The sequence below is a fragment of the Arsukibacterium sp. genome, from assembly GCF_018402695.1.
Lineage (GTDB): Bacteria > Pseudomonadota > Gammaproteobacteria > Enterobacterales > Alteromonadaceae > Alishewanella.
The window spans coordinates 148,962-164,477 of the sequence record NZ_JAGYIM010000016.1; the positions used below are offsets into that span (position 1 = coordinate 148,962).

At 51.8% G+C, this 15,516-nt stretch carries 13 protein-coding genes; 8 read left to right on the forward strand and 5 right to left on the reverse strand.

What is annotated here, in order from left to right; all coding sequences use genetic code 11:
- Positions 1 to 47 precede the first annotated feature (47 nt).
- The gene (gene proB / locus KG631_RS08260) at positions 48 to 1,154 is read left to right on the forward strand and encodes a glutamate 5-kinase (RefSeq protein WP_213997791.1); all 1,107 of its coding nucleotides are present in this window, start codon (positions 48 to 50) and stop codon (positions 1,152 to 1,154) included.
- On the opposite strand, the gene KG631_RS08265 is transcribed toward proB, so the two are convergent.
- Positions 1,151 to 2,473: a hypothetical protein gene (locus KG631_RS08265; RefSeq protein WP_213997798.1), complete on the reverse strand. Its 1,323-nt coding sequence runs from the start codon at positions 2,471 to 2,473 to the stop codon at positions 1,151 to 1,153. The genes proB and KG631_RS08265 overlap by 4 nt on opposite strands.
- Positions 2,474 to 2,651: 178 nt before the next feature.
- Between KG631_RS08265 and KG631_RS08270 the strand changes: the two genes are divergently transcribed.
- Positions 2,652 to 3,719, forward strand: a complete 1,068-nt coding sequence (locus KG631_RS08270; protein ID WP_213997805.1) for a glycerol-3-phosphate dehydrogenase/oxidase — start codon at positions 2,652 to 2,654, stop codon at positions 3,717 to 3,719.
- 86 nt (positions 3,720 to 3,805) lie between these two features.
- Positions 3,806 to 5,716, forward strand: coding sequence for a methyl-accepting chemotaxis protein (locus KG631_RS08275; RefSeq protein ID WP_213997812.1), 1,911 nt, complete (start codon positions 3,806 to 3,808; stop codon positions 5,714 to 5,716).
- Between the two features lie 5 nt (positions 5,717 to 5,721).
- On the opposite strand, the gene argA is transcribed toward KG631_RS08275, so the two are convergent.
- The 4 genes from argA to KG631_RS08295 form a co-directional block, all read right to left on the reverse strand.
- Positions 5,722 to 7,041 (reverse strand): amino-acid N-acetyltransferase, encoded by a 1,320-nt coding sequence (argA, locus tag KG631_RS08280; RefSeq protein WP_213997819.1) that lies wholly within the window; start codon positions 7,039 to 7,041, stop codon positions 5,722 to 5,724.
- Positions 7,042 to 7,296: 255 nt separating this feature from the next.
- Entirely contained in the window at positions 7,297 to 8,445 is a 1,149-nt protein-coding gene (locus KG631_RS08285; RefSeq protein ID WP_213997825.1) for a glutathionylspermidine synthase family protein, read from the reverse strand.
- A 5-nt stretch (positions 8,446 to 8,450) separates the two neighbouring features.
- Positions 8,451 to 9,065 (reverse strand): DUF1190 domain-containing protein, encoded by a 615-nt coding sequence (locus tag KG631_RS08290; RefSeq protein ID WP_213997832.1) that lies wholly within the window; start codon positions 9,063 to 9,065, stop codon positions 8,451 to 8,453.
- Positions 9,066 to 9,075: 10 nt separating this feature from the next.
- Positions 9,076 to 9,504, reverse strand: a complete 429-nt coding sequence (locus KG631_RS08295; RefSeq protein WP_301003690.1) for a DUF350 domain-containing protein — start codon at positions 9,502 to 9,504, stop codon at positions 9,076 to 9,078.
- Positions 9,505 to 9,704: 200 nt separating this feature from the next.
- Here KG631_RS08295 and KG631_RS08300 point away from each other — a divergent pair, with 200 nt between their 5' ends.
- From KG631_RS08300 to KG631_RS08320, 5 genes are all read left to right on the forward strand, one after another.
- The gene (locus KG631_RS08300; protein WP_213997838.1) at positions 9,705 to 11,783 is read left to right on the forward strand and encodes a M13 family metallopeptidase; all 2,079 of its coding nucleotides are present in this window, start codon (positions 9,705 to 9,707) and stop codon (positions 11,781 to 11,783) included.
- 71 nt (positions 11,784 to 11,854) lie between these two features.
- The gene (locus KG631_RS08305) at positions 11,855 to 14,281 is read left to right on the forward strand and encodes a prolyl oligopeptidase family serine peptidase (protein ID WP_213997844.1); all 2,427 of its coding nucleotides are present in this window, start codon (positions 11,855 to 11,857) and stop codon (positions 14,279 to 14,281) included.
- Between the two features lie 219 nt (positions 14,282 to 14,500).
- Positions 14,501 to 14,773: a hypothetical protein gene (locus KG631_RS08310; protein WP_213997851.1), complete on the forward strand. Its 273-nt coding sequence runs from the start codon at positions 14,501 to 14,503 to the stop codon at positions 14,771 to 14,773.
- Positions 14,774 to 14,837: 64 nt separating this feature from the next.
- Positions 14,838 to 15,095, forward strand: a complete 258-nt coding sequence (locus tag KG631_RS08315; protein ID WP_213997857.1) for a hypothetical protein — start codon at positions 14,838 to 14,840, stop codon at positions 15,093 to 15,095.
- 106 nt (positions 15,096 to 15,201) lie between these two features.
- Entirely contained in the window at positions 15,202 to 15,471 is a 270-nt protein-coding gene (locus KG631_RS08320; RefSeq protein ID WP_213997863.1) for a cytoplasmic protein, read from the forward strand.
- Positions 15,472 to 15,516: the final 45 nt, after the last annotated feature.

Genomic DNA, 15,516 nt, shown 5'->3' on the forward strand with positions numbered 1-15,516 from the left:
TAGACGCCTGAATCGTAAGCTGCTGCGATTATCAAGCGGAGTATGTTATGGCCTTTGCGTCCTGGCGTCGTATCGTTATTAAAGTGGGTAGCGCCTTAATTGCGCCTTCTGCCCACGGTTGCTCAACCCGTTATTTATTGACCATTGCCCATTTTATTGCCGAATGCCGGCTGGCAGGCAAGGAGGTGGTGCTGGTGTCATCAGGCAGTGTGGCGGCAGGGCGCAATGCCATCGCAGCTAAGCAGCAACCACTACCCATTAATATCAAACAAGCCATGGCGGCCGTGGGCCAGAGCCGGATGATGGCATGCTGGAGCCAGCTATTCGACTTTGACTGCGCCCAGATCCTGCTGACGCATGATGACCTGCAAAACCGCCGCCGTTACCTCAATATTGATAATACTCTGCGTACTTTGCTGACTAATCAGGTTTTACCCATCGTTAATGAAAATGACTCGGTGGCGACGGCCGAGTTGAAAGTCGGTGACAACGACAACTTAGCGGCATTGGTGGCAATAGTGGTCGATGCCGATGTGCTGTTAATTTGTTCTGATATTGACGGCTTATACACTGCTAACCCCCGGTTGGACGCTGGTGCACAGCATATTGCTGAAGTGGCCCGGGTAACCAGCGCCATATACGCAATGGCCGGCGGTAGCCATCATGCTATTGGCACCGGCGGTATGCTGACCAAAGTTCAGGCTGCAGACAAAGCCACCAAAGCGGGTATTGATACCTTGATTATCAATGGTCAGGACCCCGGCAGTTTCGAGAAGTTACTGACTGGCTGGGCGGTCGGCACCCGTTTTGTCCGGCAGCAAGACCGGCTTAGTGCTAAGAAGCACTGGTTACTGAATACCTTAAAACAACAGGGCGTAATAGAAGTTGATGCCGGTGCCTGTGTTGCATTGCAACAAAACGGGGCTTCACTGCTTGCCAGTGGTATTGTCAGCTACAGTGGCAGCTTTGAAAAAGGTGATGCATTACTGATCACCGGGCCACAGCAGCAGCTCCTGGCCAAGGGCGTCAGTCAGTACAGCTCAAAAGAACTTGGCCTAATAAAGGGCTTGCACAGTAAAGACATCGTTGCGGTGCTGGGTTACTGTCCCAGTGAAGAAGTGGTGCACCGCAACGATTTGGTATTACTGGCTTAACTGTCTGGCACGGCCTCCAGCCGGGCCAGTAGCTGACTATGCTGGCCATACTGATTTTTAGCTTCATTGAGTTGACGTTGCAGTTTATCCAGCTGTACTCTCAGCTCAGTTAACTGCCGGTTATTATCCTGAAGCAGTGCCTGATGGCTGTCTCGGGCCTGTTGCAATTCAATGTCCAGTTTTGAGCGGGTATCCTGCTGTTGCTGGTTCAGTTCTGCCCGCACGCTGCTTGTCTGGTTGTTTTGCTGTTCGGTCAGTTCAGCTACCTGTTGCCGGTATGCCGCTGTCAGACTGTCCAGATTGCTACGTCGGCTGGCATTATGTTCATCTTCCTGTTTCTTAATTTCTGCCAGTTGCGCCTGATATTGCTCGTCAATTCGCTGATAGGCCTGCCGACGCTTTTCATCAGATTCTGCTTTATAAACCGTATAGTCTGCTCTGGCCATATTTTTCCGGGCGTTAGTGGTGTCTGCAGCAAACTCGTCCCGTACTTTATTACGTTCGGTGCTACGGGCTTCCCGGGCCCGGGTCCGCTCGGCAGAAAAGCTCGCCCGGGCCAATCGGTGCTGGCTGTCAATCTCGGCCACTTTTTTATCGTAATCTTGTTTAAATACCGCTGTCTGCTGTTGGCGCTCAGCCTGCAGCTGACTACTTAATTCACGGCTCTGGCTGCTTACCTGCTGTTGTAATTCAGCACGTTGTTGCGAAAACTGTTGTTGCAGGTTAGCCAGGTGGTCAGCGGACAGGCGGGTTTTTTCCTGTAGTTCCCGATTGAGCTCGGTGTAGCGGGCTATGCCGGATGCCAGCTGCTGTTCCTCAACGGCTATTTTCTGTTGTTGCTCGGTTAATGCGGTTTTGGCTCTTTTTAACAGTTTTTTATAATCTGAACTTCCCTGAACCACATGTTGCTTATTAAACGCCGATAATGGTTTGCCGGGGCGAAATGGCGGCACGCTTTGCAGATCAAGCCTGCTTTGCCATTGGCCGGCGTCCAGCGTGGAATAAGCAATACCATGTAATTGAAACGGCTGCTTCTTCTCCTGAGCAATTTCCAGAATGTCGGTCTGCAGCAAACTGCCAACTTTGTGATGCAGGTTTTCTTTCGGTGCTATAGTGGCAGCAATCCGGTACTGCCATAACGGCTCCACTTTAGTACCGGTGTCTTCACTGGCTTCTACTTTAAATTTAGTTACTTGCCAGCCGTCAGGGATATCTTGCTTCAGTTGTTGTTTGACTGCTTCCAGTTGTGGTGGGTCACTGCAGCCAGCCAGCAGCGTAAGCAGTAAAAATAATCCAGTATATTTAAACCATGTTTTCATTGTGTATGCTCCGTCATCAGTTAATCTGTACCCTGAAACTCTGCATAACACTGTAGGGACAGCGGACTACTGTGATATGCAGTAGCCGTTACCACAAACAACAACGGTTCTCGGCTAAGTTTAGTCAGGAATTTCCTGAGCAGACAAGTTGGAAGCGAAATAAGTTTAAGGAATGCTAATGAAGCTGGCGATAGTGGGCGGAGGCATTAATGGCTTATCCAGTGCCTGGCAATTAGCGCTGGCTGGCCATCAGGTAACGCTGTTTGAACGGGACACCCTGATGGCGGCGACCAGCAGTGCCTCGTCTAAATTACTGCATGGCGGTTTACGCTATCTGGAACAAGGCGAGTTCCGCCTGGTACGCGAGGCGCTACAGGAGCGGCGCTGGTGGCTGAAAAAAGCCCCGCAGCTGACCCGCCGCCTGCCCATTCTTTATCCTATATACCGCCATTCCCGCCGGCCACGTTGGCAGCTGAAAATTGGCCTGTGGCTGTACGATGCTTTTGCCGGGCGCAAGGGGATTGGCCGCCATCGCTGGCTTACTGCTGCTCAGACGTTACGCTGTTCCGGGCATTTAACAGCGGACGGTCTGATAGGTGCTTATTTATTCTTTGATGGCCAGATGGACGACCGAAAACTGGGGCTATGGATGGCGGAGCAATGCACCAAGGCCGGGGTGCAGCTGGTTGAGCATAGCCCGGTACGCAAAGTGAGCAGCGATGGCCGGATTTTGCTGGATAGCGGCTGGCTGCAGTTCGATCGGGTGGTTAACGTGGCCGGGCCCTGGAGCCAGCAGTTGTTGGCGCAGTCAGGCCTGGCGCAGCAGCCTTTGGATCTGGTGCGGGGTAGCCATTTATTATTACCGCCAATCAGCCGTTACGGTCATATGCTGGAAGTGCCTGGGGAAGCGCGGATTGTTTTTGTACTGCCTTATCAGGGCGATACCTTGCTTGGCACAACCGAGGTACGGCAGCAGCTGGATGAAGCTATCGTATGTTCTGCCGCCGAGCGCGACTATTTACTCAGCGTGTATAATCACTATTTTCAGCCCGCTGCCGCTGATGAGCAGGTACTGCATACCTTTGCCGGCGTACGGCCATTGCTGGCGGGTAGTGCGAATGCCAGTAAAGCCAGCCGGGAGTATCAGCTGAACTGGCAGGGGCGGTTGCTGACCGTGTCCGGCGGTAAATGGACCACCGCCCGGGCTCTGGCGCGACAGGTTAGCCTGGCTATTGGCAAAAACTAAAGTTTGTGGCGCTTAGCGGTAAAATTCGCATTGTCATATAAATTCTGTATGATTTTAGTAAGTTGTATTACCTTGAAGGGGTAAAAATGTTTAACGCTTTTAATAAAATGCCGGTAAAACAGCAATTTGTTCTGGTGCTGGTGTTATTAATTCTACTAAGTTCTGTATTAAGTGGCGTTCTGGCCTATCGACAGTCTAAACAACTGGTGCTGGAGCGGATGCTGCAACACGAAATGCCTGCTGTAGTGCGTCAGATTAGTCAGACCCTGGAGGGCCAGGTAAGCCAAATGACCGCGGCAACTCGTCAGCTGGCTGAAAATCCTTATGTTTTGCAGTGGGCAGAGCAGGGATTTAATGAACAGGAAGAAGCGTTGTTACTGCAGCAAATCCGCAATGTTAAAACTCAACTTGGCCTGGATGCCGCCTCCTGGGCTGACCGGCAAACAGGTCGTTACTGGAATCAGGATGGTTTTTTACGGGTACTGAATCAGCAGGAGGATGGTTGGTTTTTTGCCTTTCGCGACTCTGGCGCAGCGACCAGTGTCAGCTTGTTCACAGAGCCCGGCGGTAAGGTTAGAATGTTTGTTAACTATCAGCAGCTTAACGGCCGCGGATTGTCAGGTATAGCGGTATCACTGCAGCAGATGGTTGATTATCTCAGTGGGGTACGGATTGCTGATACTGGCCTGGTTTATCTGGCCGATAGTGACGGCAATATCGTGATCCATCCCGACACCAGCCTGATTAACACACAAACCATGGCCCAGTTATACGGTAACAGTGTTACCCAGCAGCTGTTCGCCGCGACTGAGTTGGGTACCCAAGTTACTGATGATTTACTGCTGGTTAGCGTGCCGGTAGAGGGAACAGCATGGTCAGTGGTGGCGCAGGTGCCTTTGGCTGAAGTACTGGCACCAGTGCGACAGCTGCGCAATACGCTGATGTTGACTGGCCTGGCAGCCACGTTAATTGCCGGCTTGCTGGCGTGGTTGCTGGCCAGCTCACTGACCCGCCGGCTGCACTCTGTGGCGGAGACATTGCAAAACATTGGTGAGGGTGAAGGAGATTTACGCCAGCGCTTGCCAGCCGACGGTGCATTGGAAGTAAGGCAGATAGGCAGTGGTTTTAATAACTTTGTCGCTAAAATTCATGGTCTGATCACTCAGCTGCATCAGCAAAGTGAACAATTACAACAGTCTGCTACTCAGGTGAATGACAGTGCCAGCCAGAACCGTGATCTGGCACAGGAGCAGCGCGACAGACTAAATGGCATCGCGACGGCAATAGAGGAGCTGACAGCCACGATCAGTGCGGTCGCGGGCAATGCGGCTAAAGCGGCCGACACTGCAGAACATACCAATGACAACGCCAGTCGCGGCCTGACGGTAATCAGCGATACCAGCCAGAGCCTGCAGCAACTGACGCGGGAAGTCGATCATATCGCTGCCGTGGTTAGTACCCTGGCGCAAAACAGCGATAAAATCGGCGGTATTCTCAATGTAATTCGTTCGATTTCTGAACAAACCAACTTGCTGGCGTTAAATGCGGCCATTGAAGCAGCCCGGGCCGGTGAGCATGGCCGCGGCTTTGCAGTCGTCGCTGATGAAGTACGGCAACTGGCACAGCGCGCCGCCAGCGCTACCGATGAAATTCAGCAGATGATCAACCAGTTGCAAACTGAATCACAACAGGCGGTCAGTGCCGCTGAGCAAGGTAAACAGCAAGCCAGTCTGAGTGCTCAGGCTATGCTGGAAGCCACTGCTGAACTGCAGCATATTGTTGATGGTATTCGCGAACTGGACCAGCTGAACCGGCAGGTTGCGACGGCAACCGATGAGCAGGCCGCTGTGGTACAGCAGCTAGGTCACAGCGTGCACAACGTGGCGCAGCTGGTGGATGACAGCACGGGTTCGGCAACTAATCTGGCTGATTTTAGTGTAAGGTTGCGTCAGTTATCGGGAGATTTGAACCGGCTGATTGACCGGTTCATCGTCTAGCCGGTTTATAGGGTAATGGCCAGGATCTTTGAGCGACGTTGATAGTTATACAGCTGTTTTTTCTGGCTGGGTAAATCATCAACGGTAACCAGCTCAAAGCCCTGCTCCAGAAACCAGTGAATACTGCGGGTGGTCAGTGCAAATACTTTCTGGTAACGGCGCTGGCGGGCCTGCTGAATAATATGCTTTAACAGCAGGTAGCCACGGTCAGCATCGCGGTAATCCGGGTGCACGGCCAAGCAGGCAAACTCACCGACATTTTCATCCGCAAAGGGATATAAGGCTGCGCAGCCAATGACCAGGCCATCACGCTCAATTAAGGTAAAGTAGTCAATTTCCATTTCCAGCTGTTCACGCGAGCGGCGCACCAGCAAACCCTGTTGCTCCAGCGGCCGGATTAAATCCAGAATGCCACCTATATCTCTGATGGTTGCACGGCGCAGCTTCTCAGCAGACTCTGTAACTATCTGGGTGCCGATACCATCACGTGAAAACAGCTCCTGCAGCAGGGCGCCGTCTTCATCATAACTGACCAGGTGACAACGCGGCACCCCGCCGCGGGTCGCCGTAATGGCCGCATGCAGGAACGCCAGCGTGCCGGGACAGGCACTACTGTTATCAGCCAGTGTCTGCAGCATGGTTTCAGCTTCATTGGGCATCAGTTCTGCGATAATCTCACCCTCGTCGTCAGTGATGCCGCCGACTTCGCTAAAGCCAATCATTTTGTCAGCTTTCAGTTTTATCGCCACCTGAGTGGCAATATCCTCTGCGGTTAAATTAAAACTTTCACCGGTAACGGACGCGGCTATTGGCCCCATCAGCACAATACCATTATGCTCCAGCTGTCGTTTAATACCTGACACATCGATCCGCCGCACTTTACCACTGTGGTGATAATCAATACCTTCATCGACCCCCAGCGGCTGAGCAATAACAAAGTTACCACTTACTACGTTAATCTGTGCGCCCTGCATCGGCGTGTTGCTTAAGCTCATCGATAAGCGGGCGGTAATATCCAGTTGCAATGCCCCGGCTACCTGCTTAATCAGTTTGAATGAGTCATCATCTGTTACTCTTACCCGGTTGTGATACGTTGGTTCAAGCCCTGCTTGCCCCAGCGCCTGATTAATTTGTGGCCTGGCGCCATACACCAGCACAATTTTAATCCCCAGGCTGTTAAGCAGGGCAATATCATTAATAATACTGCGAAAACCCGGTTGGGTAATGGCCTCACCGCCCAGCATTACCACGAAGGTTTTGCCACGGTGAGCATTAACATACGGAGCAGACTGGCGAAAACCGGAGACAAGTTCAGTAGTGCGCACGGGTAAGAGACTTCCTTTTGCTAAAACATTAATATTGTGAGTTATAAAGATGGCAGCAAGCTGACAAAATGCCAACTTTAGCGCCAGCAAAGGTGGCATTTTATGATCTATTTGGGTTTTTATCTACTTTTAAAGCATATTTATTCACATTGTTGGCTATTCTGTGCCATTTTCTGTTGTAAGTTGAAAAATGGGTCAGAGTAATTTTTGTCTCAGGCAGGACAGTGGAACGGTTCCGTTTTTAATCAAGAAGTATTAATCAAGAATAATATGGGGCAAAAACCGAGAACTATCTTTGGTGATCAGGCTGTTGTCTTCGCGGATACAAATGCCGGCGGCACTGTCGCCAACTACCCAGCTGCCAATTAAGGTGTAGTTGTCGCCAAATTGTGGCAAAGGCGCCAGCGCCTGGCGAATATAGCCGCTGTCAGTATAAGGGCCGTCTTCGGTTAAGCGCTGACCATTGGCGGTAACCAGTTCAATATTGGCGCCTTCCCGTGAAAACAGGGGTTTTTTCACCCAGCCAGCCTCGACGGGCTGCTTATCGGCAAAAAACGCTGGCAGCAAATTGGGATGGCCCTGATGCTTTTGCCATAATAACGGCAAAATACCCTTGTTCGACAATAGCAGTTTCCAGCAGGGCTCCAGCCACTGGGTTTTACTGGTCAGAATGGTACTGGCAAAGTCCTCCTGCAGCATAAACTCCCACGGGTACAGCTTAAATAAGCCGTTAATTGGAAAGCCATCCATATCGACCAGCTGGCCTTCAATATCGCCCAGTTGTTCCAGCTGAATATAGCGGCAATTGAGGCCGGCCTGCAGCGCTATGTCCATCAGATAGTCGACGGTACCTTTATCTTCAATGCTTTCGGTGACACTGCTAAAGTAAAAAGGCTGCGCCAGTGGTAACTGCGCAAAGGCTTGCTCCAGTTTGTCCTGCAGCGAGTTAAACTGATCGGCGCCTTGCGGCAGCTGGCCGCGCATTAGTTGATCTTCCAGCCAGACCCACTGGAAAAAGCCGGTTTCAAATAACGAGGTTGGCGTGTCGTAGTTCAGCTCCAGTAATTTAGCCGGACCGGTACCGTTATAACTGAAGTCCATTCTGCCATACAAATGTGGCTCACCGCTGCGCCAGCTGGCGGCAATGTAATCCCAGAACGGCTTTGGAATAGCCAGTTGCTGCAGCAATTGCTCATCGGCCAGAATATCGGGTACCAGATCAAGGGCCATCTGGTGCAACTCTTCAGTTGGAGTTTCTAAATCCTGCTCTATTTGTTGCAGGCTGAACTGATAATAAGCGCTTTCATCCCAGTAGGGTTCATTGTCGATAGTATGAAACGTAAAACCAACACTGTTGGCAAAATCCTGCCAGCCTGGCCGTGGTGCAATGTTATGCCGTTTCATTAAAATCAGCCTCCGTAACTGCGATTAACACTACGCTGCGCTGCCTGAGCGCCAAAGCCACCCCGCCGCGCCAGTGCTGCCGGTTTCGGCTGTACGGCAGAGGGCCGGATAGTGGTACTACCCGGTTGGCTGGCTACGGCGGTGTTAGTAGCGGTCCGAAAGGTATTGCGGTCATCCCGCGATTTATACAGCGGCTGGGTTGGCACGGGGTTGCGCCCGGTCGCCGCCACCGTTTGCTGGTTGGCCGCCTGACCGGCGCCCGGTGTTAATCCACCACGGTTAAGCATCTGGCCGGCCATAAAGCCCATCATCATTGGCATAAAAAAACTGCCCTGTTGGTGCTGCTCAGGCGCGGTCTCACACTGGCCTGGCCCAAAATCGGCTTCACATTCCTGCTTATTGGCATAGCGCGGCGCCACTTTCGGGTGTAATTGCGCCGCTTCAGCAAATGCGGCCTGACACTGTTCAGGTGGATTATAAAATGCGGCACATTCATCCGGGGTGCTGAATACCTGGGCTTCCACCTGTTTTTCCGCACAACCATTTAAAGCCAGACCGGTGGCCGGAAGCATAAAAATCAGCGCCGCTTTCTGGCTGCGCTTGCTGGGACGTACCTTCATACGATACTCCTTAATAAGTCATACAGGCGGCATTTAACATGCCAACGGTGATGGAACAACCGGCCGAAAAAATACCGGCAGCCAATTCACCCTGGGTAATACGGTGTGGTAACTGTTTCAGGGCAGTGCTGCTGATCAGAAAGGTCAGCACCTGAACTATTAACGCCACGGCGCCCCAGATAGCACAATCCAGTAGCGACATTGAGTTGGTAATGGCACTGGCCAGGGGCCAAGCGAAACCAACTAAGGCACCGGCAAAGGCGATGGCTGCTGCCGGGTTATTGGCGCGGATCAGGGCAAATTCATCATGGGGTGTTACCCAGGTGTATAACCGGATAAATACCAGCAACAAAACGACTGCCAGCGCGAAATAAGCTAAAAATGAGGGTATGCCAGCCAGAGAGCCTAAAGCGGTGTCTAACATGGTGCTGTTTGTCATGAAAAGTTCCTGCGATTAAATGCCAGCGCTGATCCTGCTTAAAAAGCCGGCGTAATTCAAGTAAAACCGCTTACGCGCAGCGACTTTACCTTTTGTCGCAGCCTGGCAGCGGGTTAACCTGCCATGCTTTACAACCAGGGCAGAGCTTTTACACTCGGGTTATAGTTAAAACAATAATAGTCATTATCCAAGGAACCACTATGAATAAAGTATCTGCCCTGGCGTTAGGCGTCGCCTTGTCGCTTGGTCTGGCCGCCTGCAGCAGCCAACCTGTTGTTAATAACACTGCCGCGTCTGCCGAAATGGCTCAGCAGCCATCTCAGCAACAGCTGGGATCAGGTATTGATCCTGCCAATATGGACACCAGCGTGGCACCGCAGCAGGACTTTTTCCGTTATGTAAACGGCAATTGGTTAGCCAGCACCGATATCCCAGCCGATAAAGCACGTTGGGGTAGTTTTGATGAATTGCGCGAGAATGCCGAAAAGCAAGTGCTGGCGATTATTCAGGAGTTGGCGGCTGGTGAGCATGCGACCGGCTCAGATGGTCAGAAAATGGCCGACTTATACCGCTCTTATCTGAATGCAGAGCTGATTAACGTGCTGGGGCTGAACCCGCTGCGTGGTGAAATAGCCCGGATTGAAAACCTGCGGAACAAGGCGCAATTAGGCCAGTACTGGGGTGAAAACCAGCGCTTTCGTTTCGGTACACCGCTGGCGGTGTATGTCGGTCAGGATCAGCGCCAGTCAGATCAGTACATTACCGGTGCCAGTCAGGCCGGCTTAGGCTTGCCGGATCGCGACTATTATTTAAAAGACGATGAGCGCAGTAAGGTGCTGTTGGCGCAATATGGCAGCTTTATCGAGAACCTGTGGCAGCTGGCGGGCTGGGATAACGCCGGCCAGGCTGCCAAAAATATTCTGGCGATCGAGACGAAACTGGCTGAAGCCCAGTGGAGCCGTATTCAAAACCGTGACCGCAACGCCACCTACAATAAATTAAGCAAAGCAGAGCTGGCAGAACTGGCACCGGGCTTTGACTGGCAACGGTTTTTAACCGCGGCCCAGCTTGGCGACATTGAACATATAGTGGTGCGTCAACCCAGCTATTTTACCGCCTTTGCCAAAATTCAGGCTGACGTGCCGCTGGCGCAGTGGCAACAATACCTGAAGTTTCACTTGTTGCGGGCCAATGCCAATAACCTGAGTGAGCCTTTTGTTAACGCCAGCTTTGACTTTTATGGCCGTATTTTAAGTGGTTTGCAGGAACAGCGCAGCCGGGAAAAACGGGCGGTCAGCACTGTGGAGAGCAACCTGGGCTTTATGGTTGGTAAAGAGTATGTAGAGCGGCATTTTCAGCCTGAAGCCAAAGCGCGGATGGATGAAATGATTGAAAACCTGCGGGTTGCCTTTAAAGAGGCTATTGATGAACTGGAGTGGATGAGCCCGGCTACCAAGGTGGAAGCTCAGGCTAAGCTGGCGAAATTTAACACCAAAATTGGCTATCCTGATGTCTGGCGCGATTACGAGTGCGTGACGATTGCCGCCGACGATTTAATCGGCAACCTGCGCCGTAGCGCAGACTGTGAGTATCAGCGGATGGTAAACCGTTTAGGCCAGCCGGTTAACCGCGATGAGTGGGGTATGACACCGCAAACGGTGAATGCCTACTACAGTTCAACCATGAACGAGATTGTGTTTCCGGCAGCGATTCTGCAACCCCCGTTTTTTAATGTCGAAGCAGATGACGCCGTTAACTATGGTGCTATTGGTGGGGTAATTGGTCATGAATTTACCCATGGCTTTGATGATCAGGGCCGCCGCTCTGACGGCGAGGGTAACCTGCGCGACTGGTGGGTACCAGAAGATGAAAGCCAGTTCCGGGAACGGGCGCAACGAATGATTGATCAATACAGTAACTTTAACCCGATTGACGACTTACGGTTACAGGGAGCATTGGGCCTGGGTGAAAACATTGCTGATTTAGGCGGCTTAACGGTGTCTTACCGGGCTTATCAGAAAGCGACTGGAGGCCAACCAGACCTGACTATTGACGGCTTTACCCCGGAGCAGCGGTTCTTTATGGGCTGGGCCCAGGTATGGCGGATTAAGTTCCGCGACGAAGCACTGCGCCAGCAAGTGATCACCGGGCCGCATTCACCGGGCATGTACCGGGTACTGGGCGTGCTGTCGAATATGCCAGAGTTTTACGATGCATTTGAGGTTAAGCCAGGTGATGCGATGTACCGGGAAGAAGAGGTCCGGGTCAAAATCTGGTAAGGCGTGGTAGCCACTAACCGCAGGCGGAATAAACCCGCCTGCGTGTTTTGTCATTTAAAAGGAATAACACAGTGAAGAAATTTTTAGTTATACCACTTTGTCTGGTACTGCTGTTACTCAGTAGCCAGCTTAGCGCCACTGCGGTAGACACCGGCTATCGTCAGCCCGGTGCAGACATCACCGCTATTGTTGATGCGGCGCCTACGCCCAGTGCCAGCTTAAGCCCGGACGGCCTGAAGCTGTTAAGCCTGCAGTTTCCGGCCTTACCCAGCCTGGCCGATTTAGCCGCCCCCGAGCACCGCTTGGCCGGTGTCCGCTTAAATCCGGCCAATAATGGTCCGAGCCAGCCGCGCTATATTGCCGGTGTCACCCTGATTGATATTGCCAGTGGTAACAGCCGTGAAATTAAAGGGTTGCCGGCAAACTTAAAGGTGATTACTGCTGAATGGTCACCCGACAGCCGCTATATTGCCCTGGTGCAGCTGGATGACAACGCCAGCAGCCTGTGGCGGATTGATACCAAAAATGCTACTGCTAAACGCTGGGGTAAGTTGCAACCCAATGCCGTGCAGGGTGCCAGGCTGGAGTGGGCTGCCACCAGTGATGCGATATATCTGCTGGCAGTAGATGGCAAGCGAGGCAACGCCCCGGTAGCGACCAAGGTCCCTGCCGGGCCGGTAGTTACCGAAGCCCGTGGCCGCACTGCCCCGGCTCGCACCTATCAGGACTTATTAAAAGACAAGCATGATGAAGCGCTGTTCAGCCATTATTTTCATAGCCAGCTGGTTAAAATGACTCTGAAAAACAAGGTGACCAGCATTGGCAAGCCGGCATTGATCCGCAGCTTCAGCCTGTCACCGGACAATCAGCACATTCTGGTTAACCGACTGGTGCCGCCATTTTCCTATGCAGTACCTATTTTCCGCTTTGCCAACAACACTGAGGTATGGAACCAGAAAGGAGAGGTTAGCTACACGGTGGTAGAGCAGCCGGTAGCCGATAATTTGCCTATTGCCTTTGATGCGGTAGTAACCGGGCCGCGCAGTGTCAGTTGGCGCAACGATGCACCGGCTACCTTACATTGGGCTCAGGCCGCTGATGGTGGCGATCCGAAAAACGAAGCCGAGGTACGGGATCAGTTGTGGCAACTGGCTGCACCGTTTAACGGTGAGCCGGTGAAAATGCTGGATATGGCATTCCGCTTTCGTAACTTACTGGCCGCCAATGCCAGCACCGCGCTGGTATATGAAGGCTGGTGGCAGGAGCGGCAGGAAAAAGTCTGGTTAGTCAGCCCGGATGGCAGTGCCGAGCCACGCTTACTATGGCAGCGCTCTACCGAAGATCGCTACGGCGACCCGGGCCGGCCGTTAATGACAACGGCCGACAATGGCCAGCGTTTACTGCGTTTAGAGCAAGGCCATATTTACCTGACGGCTGTCGGTGCTTCCGAAGAAGGCAACCGGCCATTTATCGATAAATATGAACTGGCCAGCGGTGATAGCGAGCGGTTATGGCGCTCAGAAGCGCCGTACTACGAGTACCCGATTACCTTGCTGCCCAGCGGCAAATTGCTAACCCAGCGTGAAGCACCAACCGAGCCGGCAGACTTTTATCTGCGTGATTTACAAAACGGCGAGCTGACAGCCCTAACCGATACCCCGCACCCGATGCCACATACCCTGGGTATCAGCCGCGAGCTGATAAACTACCAGCGCGGCGACGGTGTGCCGATGTCGGCCAACCTGATATTACCGGCGGGCTATGACGCCAAACGGGACGGCCCCCTGCCCACGGTGATTTGGGCGTATCCGCGCGAGTTTCGCAATGCCGCCGCAGCAGGCCAGGTTGCCGACTCACCGTATCGCTTTAACCGGGTAAGTTACTGGACGCCGCAGTTCCTGGCGACCCAGGGGTATGCGGTGCTGGACAACGCCACTATGCCGATTGTTGGTGAAGGTGAAGTAGAGCCAAACGATAACTTTATCGAGCAGCTGGTATTAAATGCCGAAGCAGCAATAGCAGCCGGAGTAAGCCGTGGCGTTACCGACCCTGAGCGAGTTGCCATTGGTGGCCACTCTTACGGCGCCTTTATGACCGCCAACTTACTGGCGCATACCAACTTATTTAAAGCCGGTATTGCCAGAAGCGGCGCTTATAACCGCAGCCTGACGCCGTTTGGTTTTCAGAGTGAACAGCGCACCTTATGGGACGACCCGGACCTGTATCTGGCGATGTCGCCATTTTTCCATGCCGATAAGCTGAAAACGCCATTGCTGATGATCCACGGTACCGACGATAACAACTCCGGTACGTTCCCGATGCAAAGCGAGCGTTTATACCAGGCCGTTAAAGGCCATGGTGGCACCACCCGCTTAGTAATGCTGCCACTGGAATCGCACGGCTACCGCGCCCGCGAGTCGGTGCTGCATATGCTATGGGAAACCCAGCAATGGCTGGATGAGTTTGTTAAAAACGCCGAGCCAGCAGAGGCGGAATAACAAGAGTTAGCGAGTTACCAGTAACAACCAAAGGGCTGCATTCGCAGCCCTTTTTAATTCAGCAGCAGATGTACCAGAAACCACACCATAAATAAGTTGATATACCAATAGTTATTGGGTAACTTCAATTCATTTACAAAAGATAGAATGTAATTTACACGTCATGAAAGCGTGGACGTTACAAATTATTAAGCTGTTATGTTTAGAAAGGATTTTTAAATGGAATTCAGTGAAAATGAATTGGCCGCTATAGCTGCGGCAAAGAAAAAAATTAAAACAGCAGCAATGTTTAGGGTTTTTCTAATTCTTTCCATCCTAATGGGAATTACTCTGATGTTTAGTGGTTTAGTTATTGCCGAAGTAATAGTTTATTTGGCATATGCAGCTGTAATGCTGGCTGTTGCGCTGCCTCAGTTTGGACCAGGACCAAAGTACGAAGATCTGTTAAAGATTCTAGAAAGCAAAGCAAATGTGCAACGTTCAAAAACATAACAAGCAAAGCCAGCCGACGCTTACGCGCAGCTGCTTTGGGCGTTATATGCCATGGGTGATATAAATGGAGTTTGAGATTTGGTACGTAATCGTAGGAACTGCAATTTTACTAAATATTGTTGTGTCTGTATTTCTGGCGCGACGGGATGATTTGGAGAGCGTCCAGAAAGGTGCTCAAATATTTATTGTCTGGTTAGTTCCATTTTTTGCTGCAATTGGGTTATGGCTGTTAAACCGCAGTCAAGATGCGCCAACATCGCCTACAAAAAGTTTTGGTGGTGGTCCACAAGATAGCAGTGGGGTTAGTTCTTCAGGTGACTAATGGCATATAACAAGCCGTTTAACGCATGTGCCAGCAAACAGCGCTGGCACGGACTCGCAAACTACGCTCGCCCGTTTCCGCTGCATTAGCCCTTGAAGGAATAAGGATGTTCAAACGAACGGAATATCATGCAGCTCATCAATACTCTGCCAATCACCGGAAGCAGATTGTCGACAGTGAGTTATGTGGTTGCTTTTACTGCCTTAAAGTCTACCCAACTTCCGAGATTGTGGAGTGGGTAGATGAAGATGAAAATGAGGTAGGACAAACAGCCCTATGCCCCTATTGCGGCATTGATTCCGTTATTGGATCGGCATCTGGCGTTTCACTGGATAAACAATTTCTTACCGAGATGTATAAAGTATGGTTTTCTTAATTTTAGAACAATCAGTGCACTGGCCCAACAACCACAGTCACAATC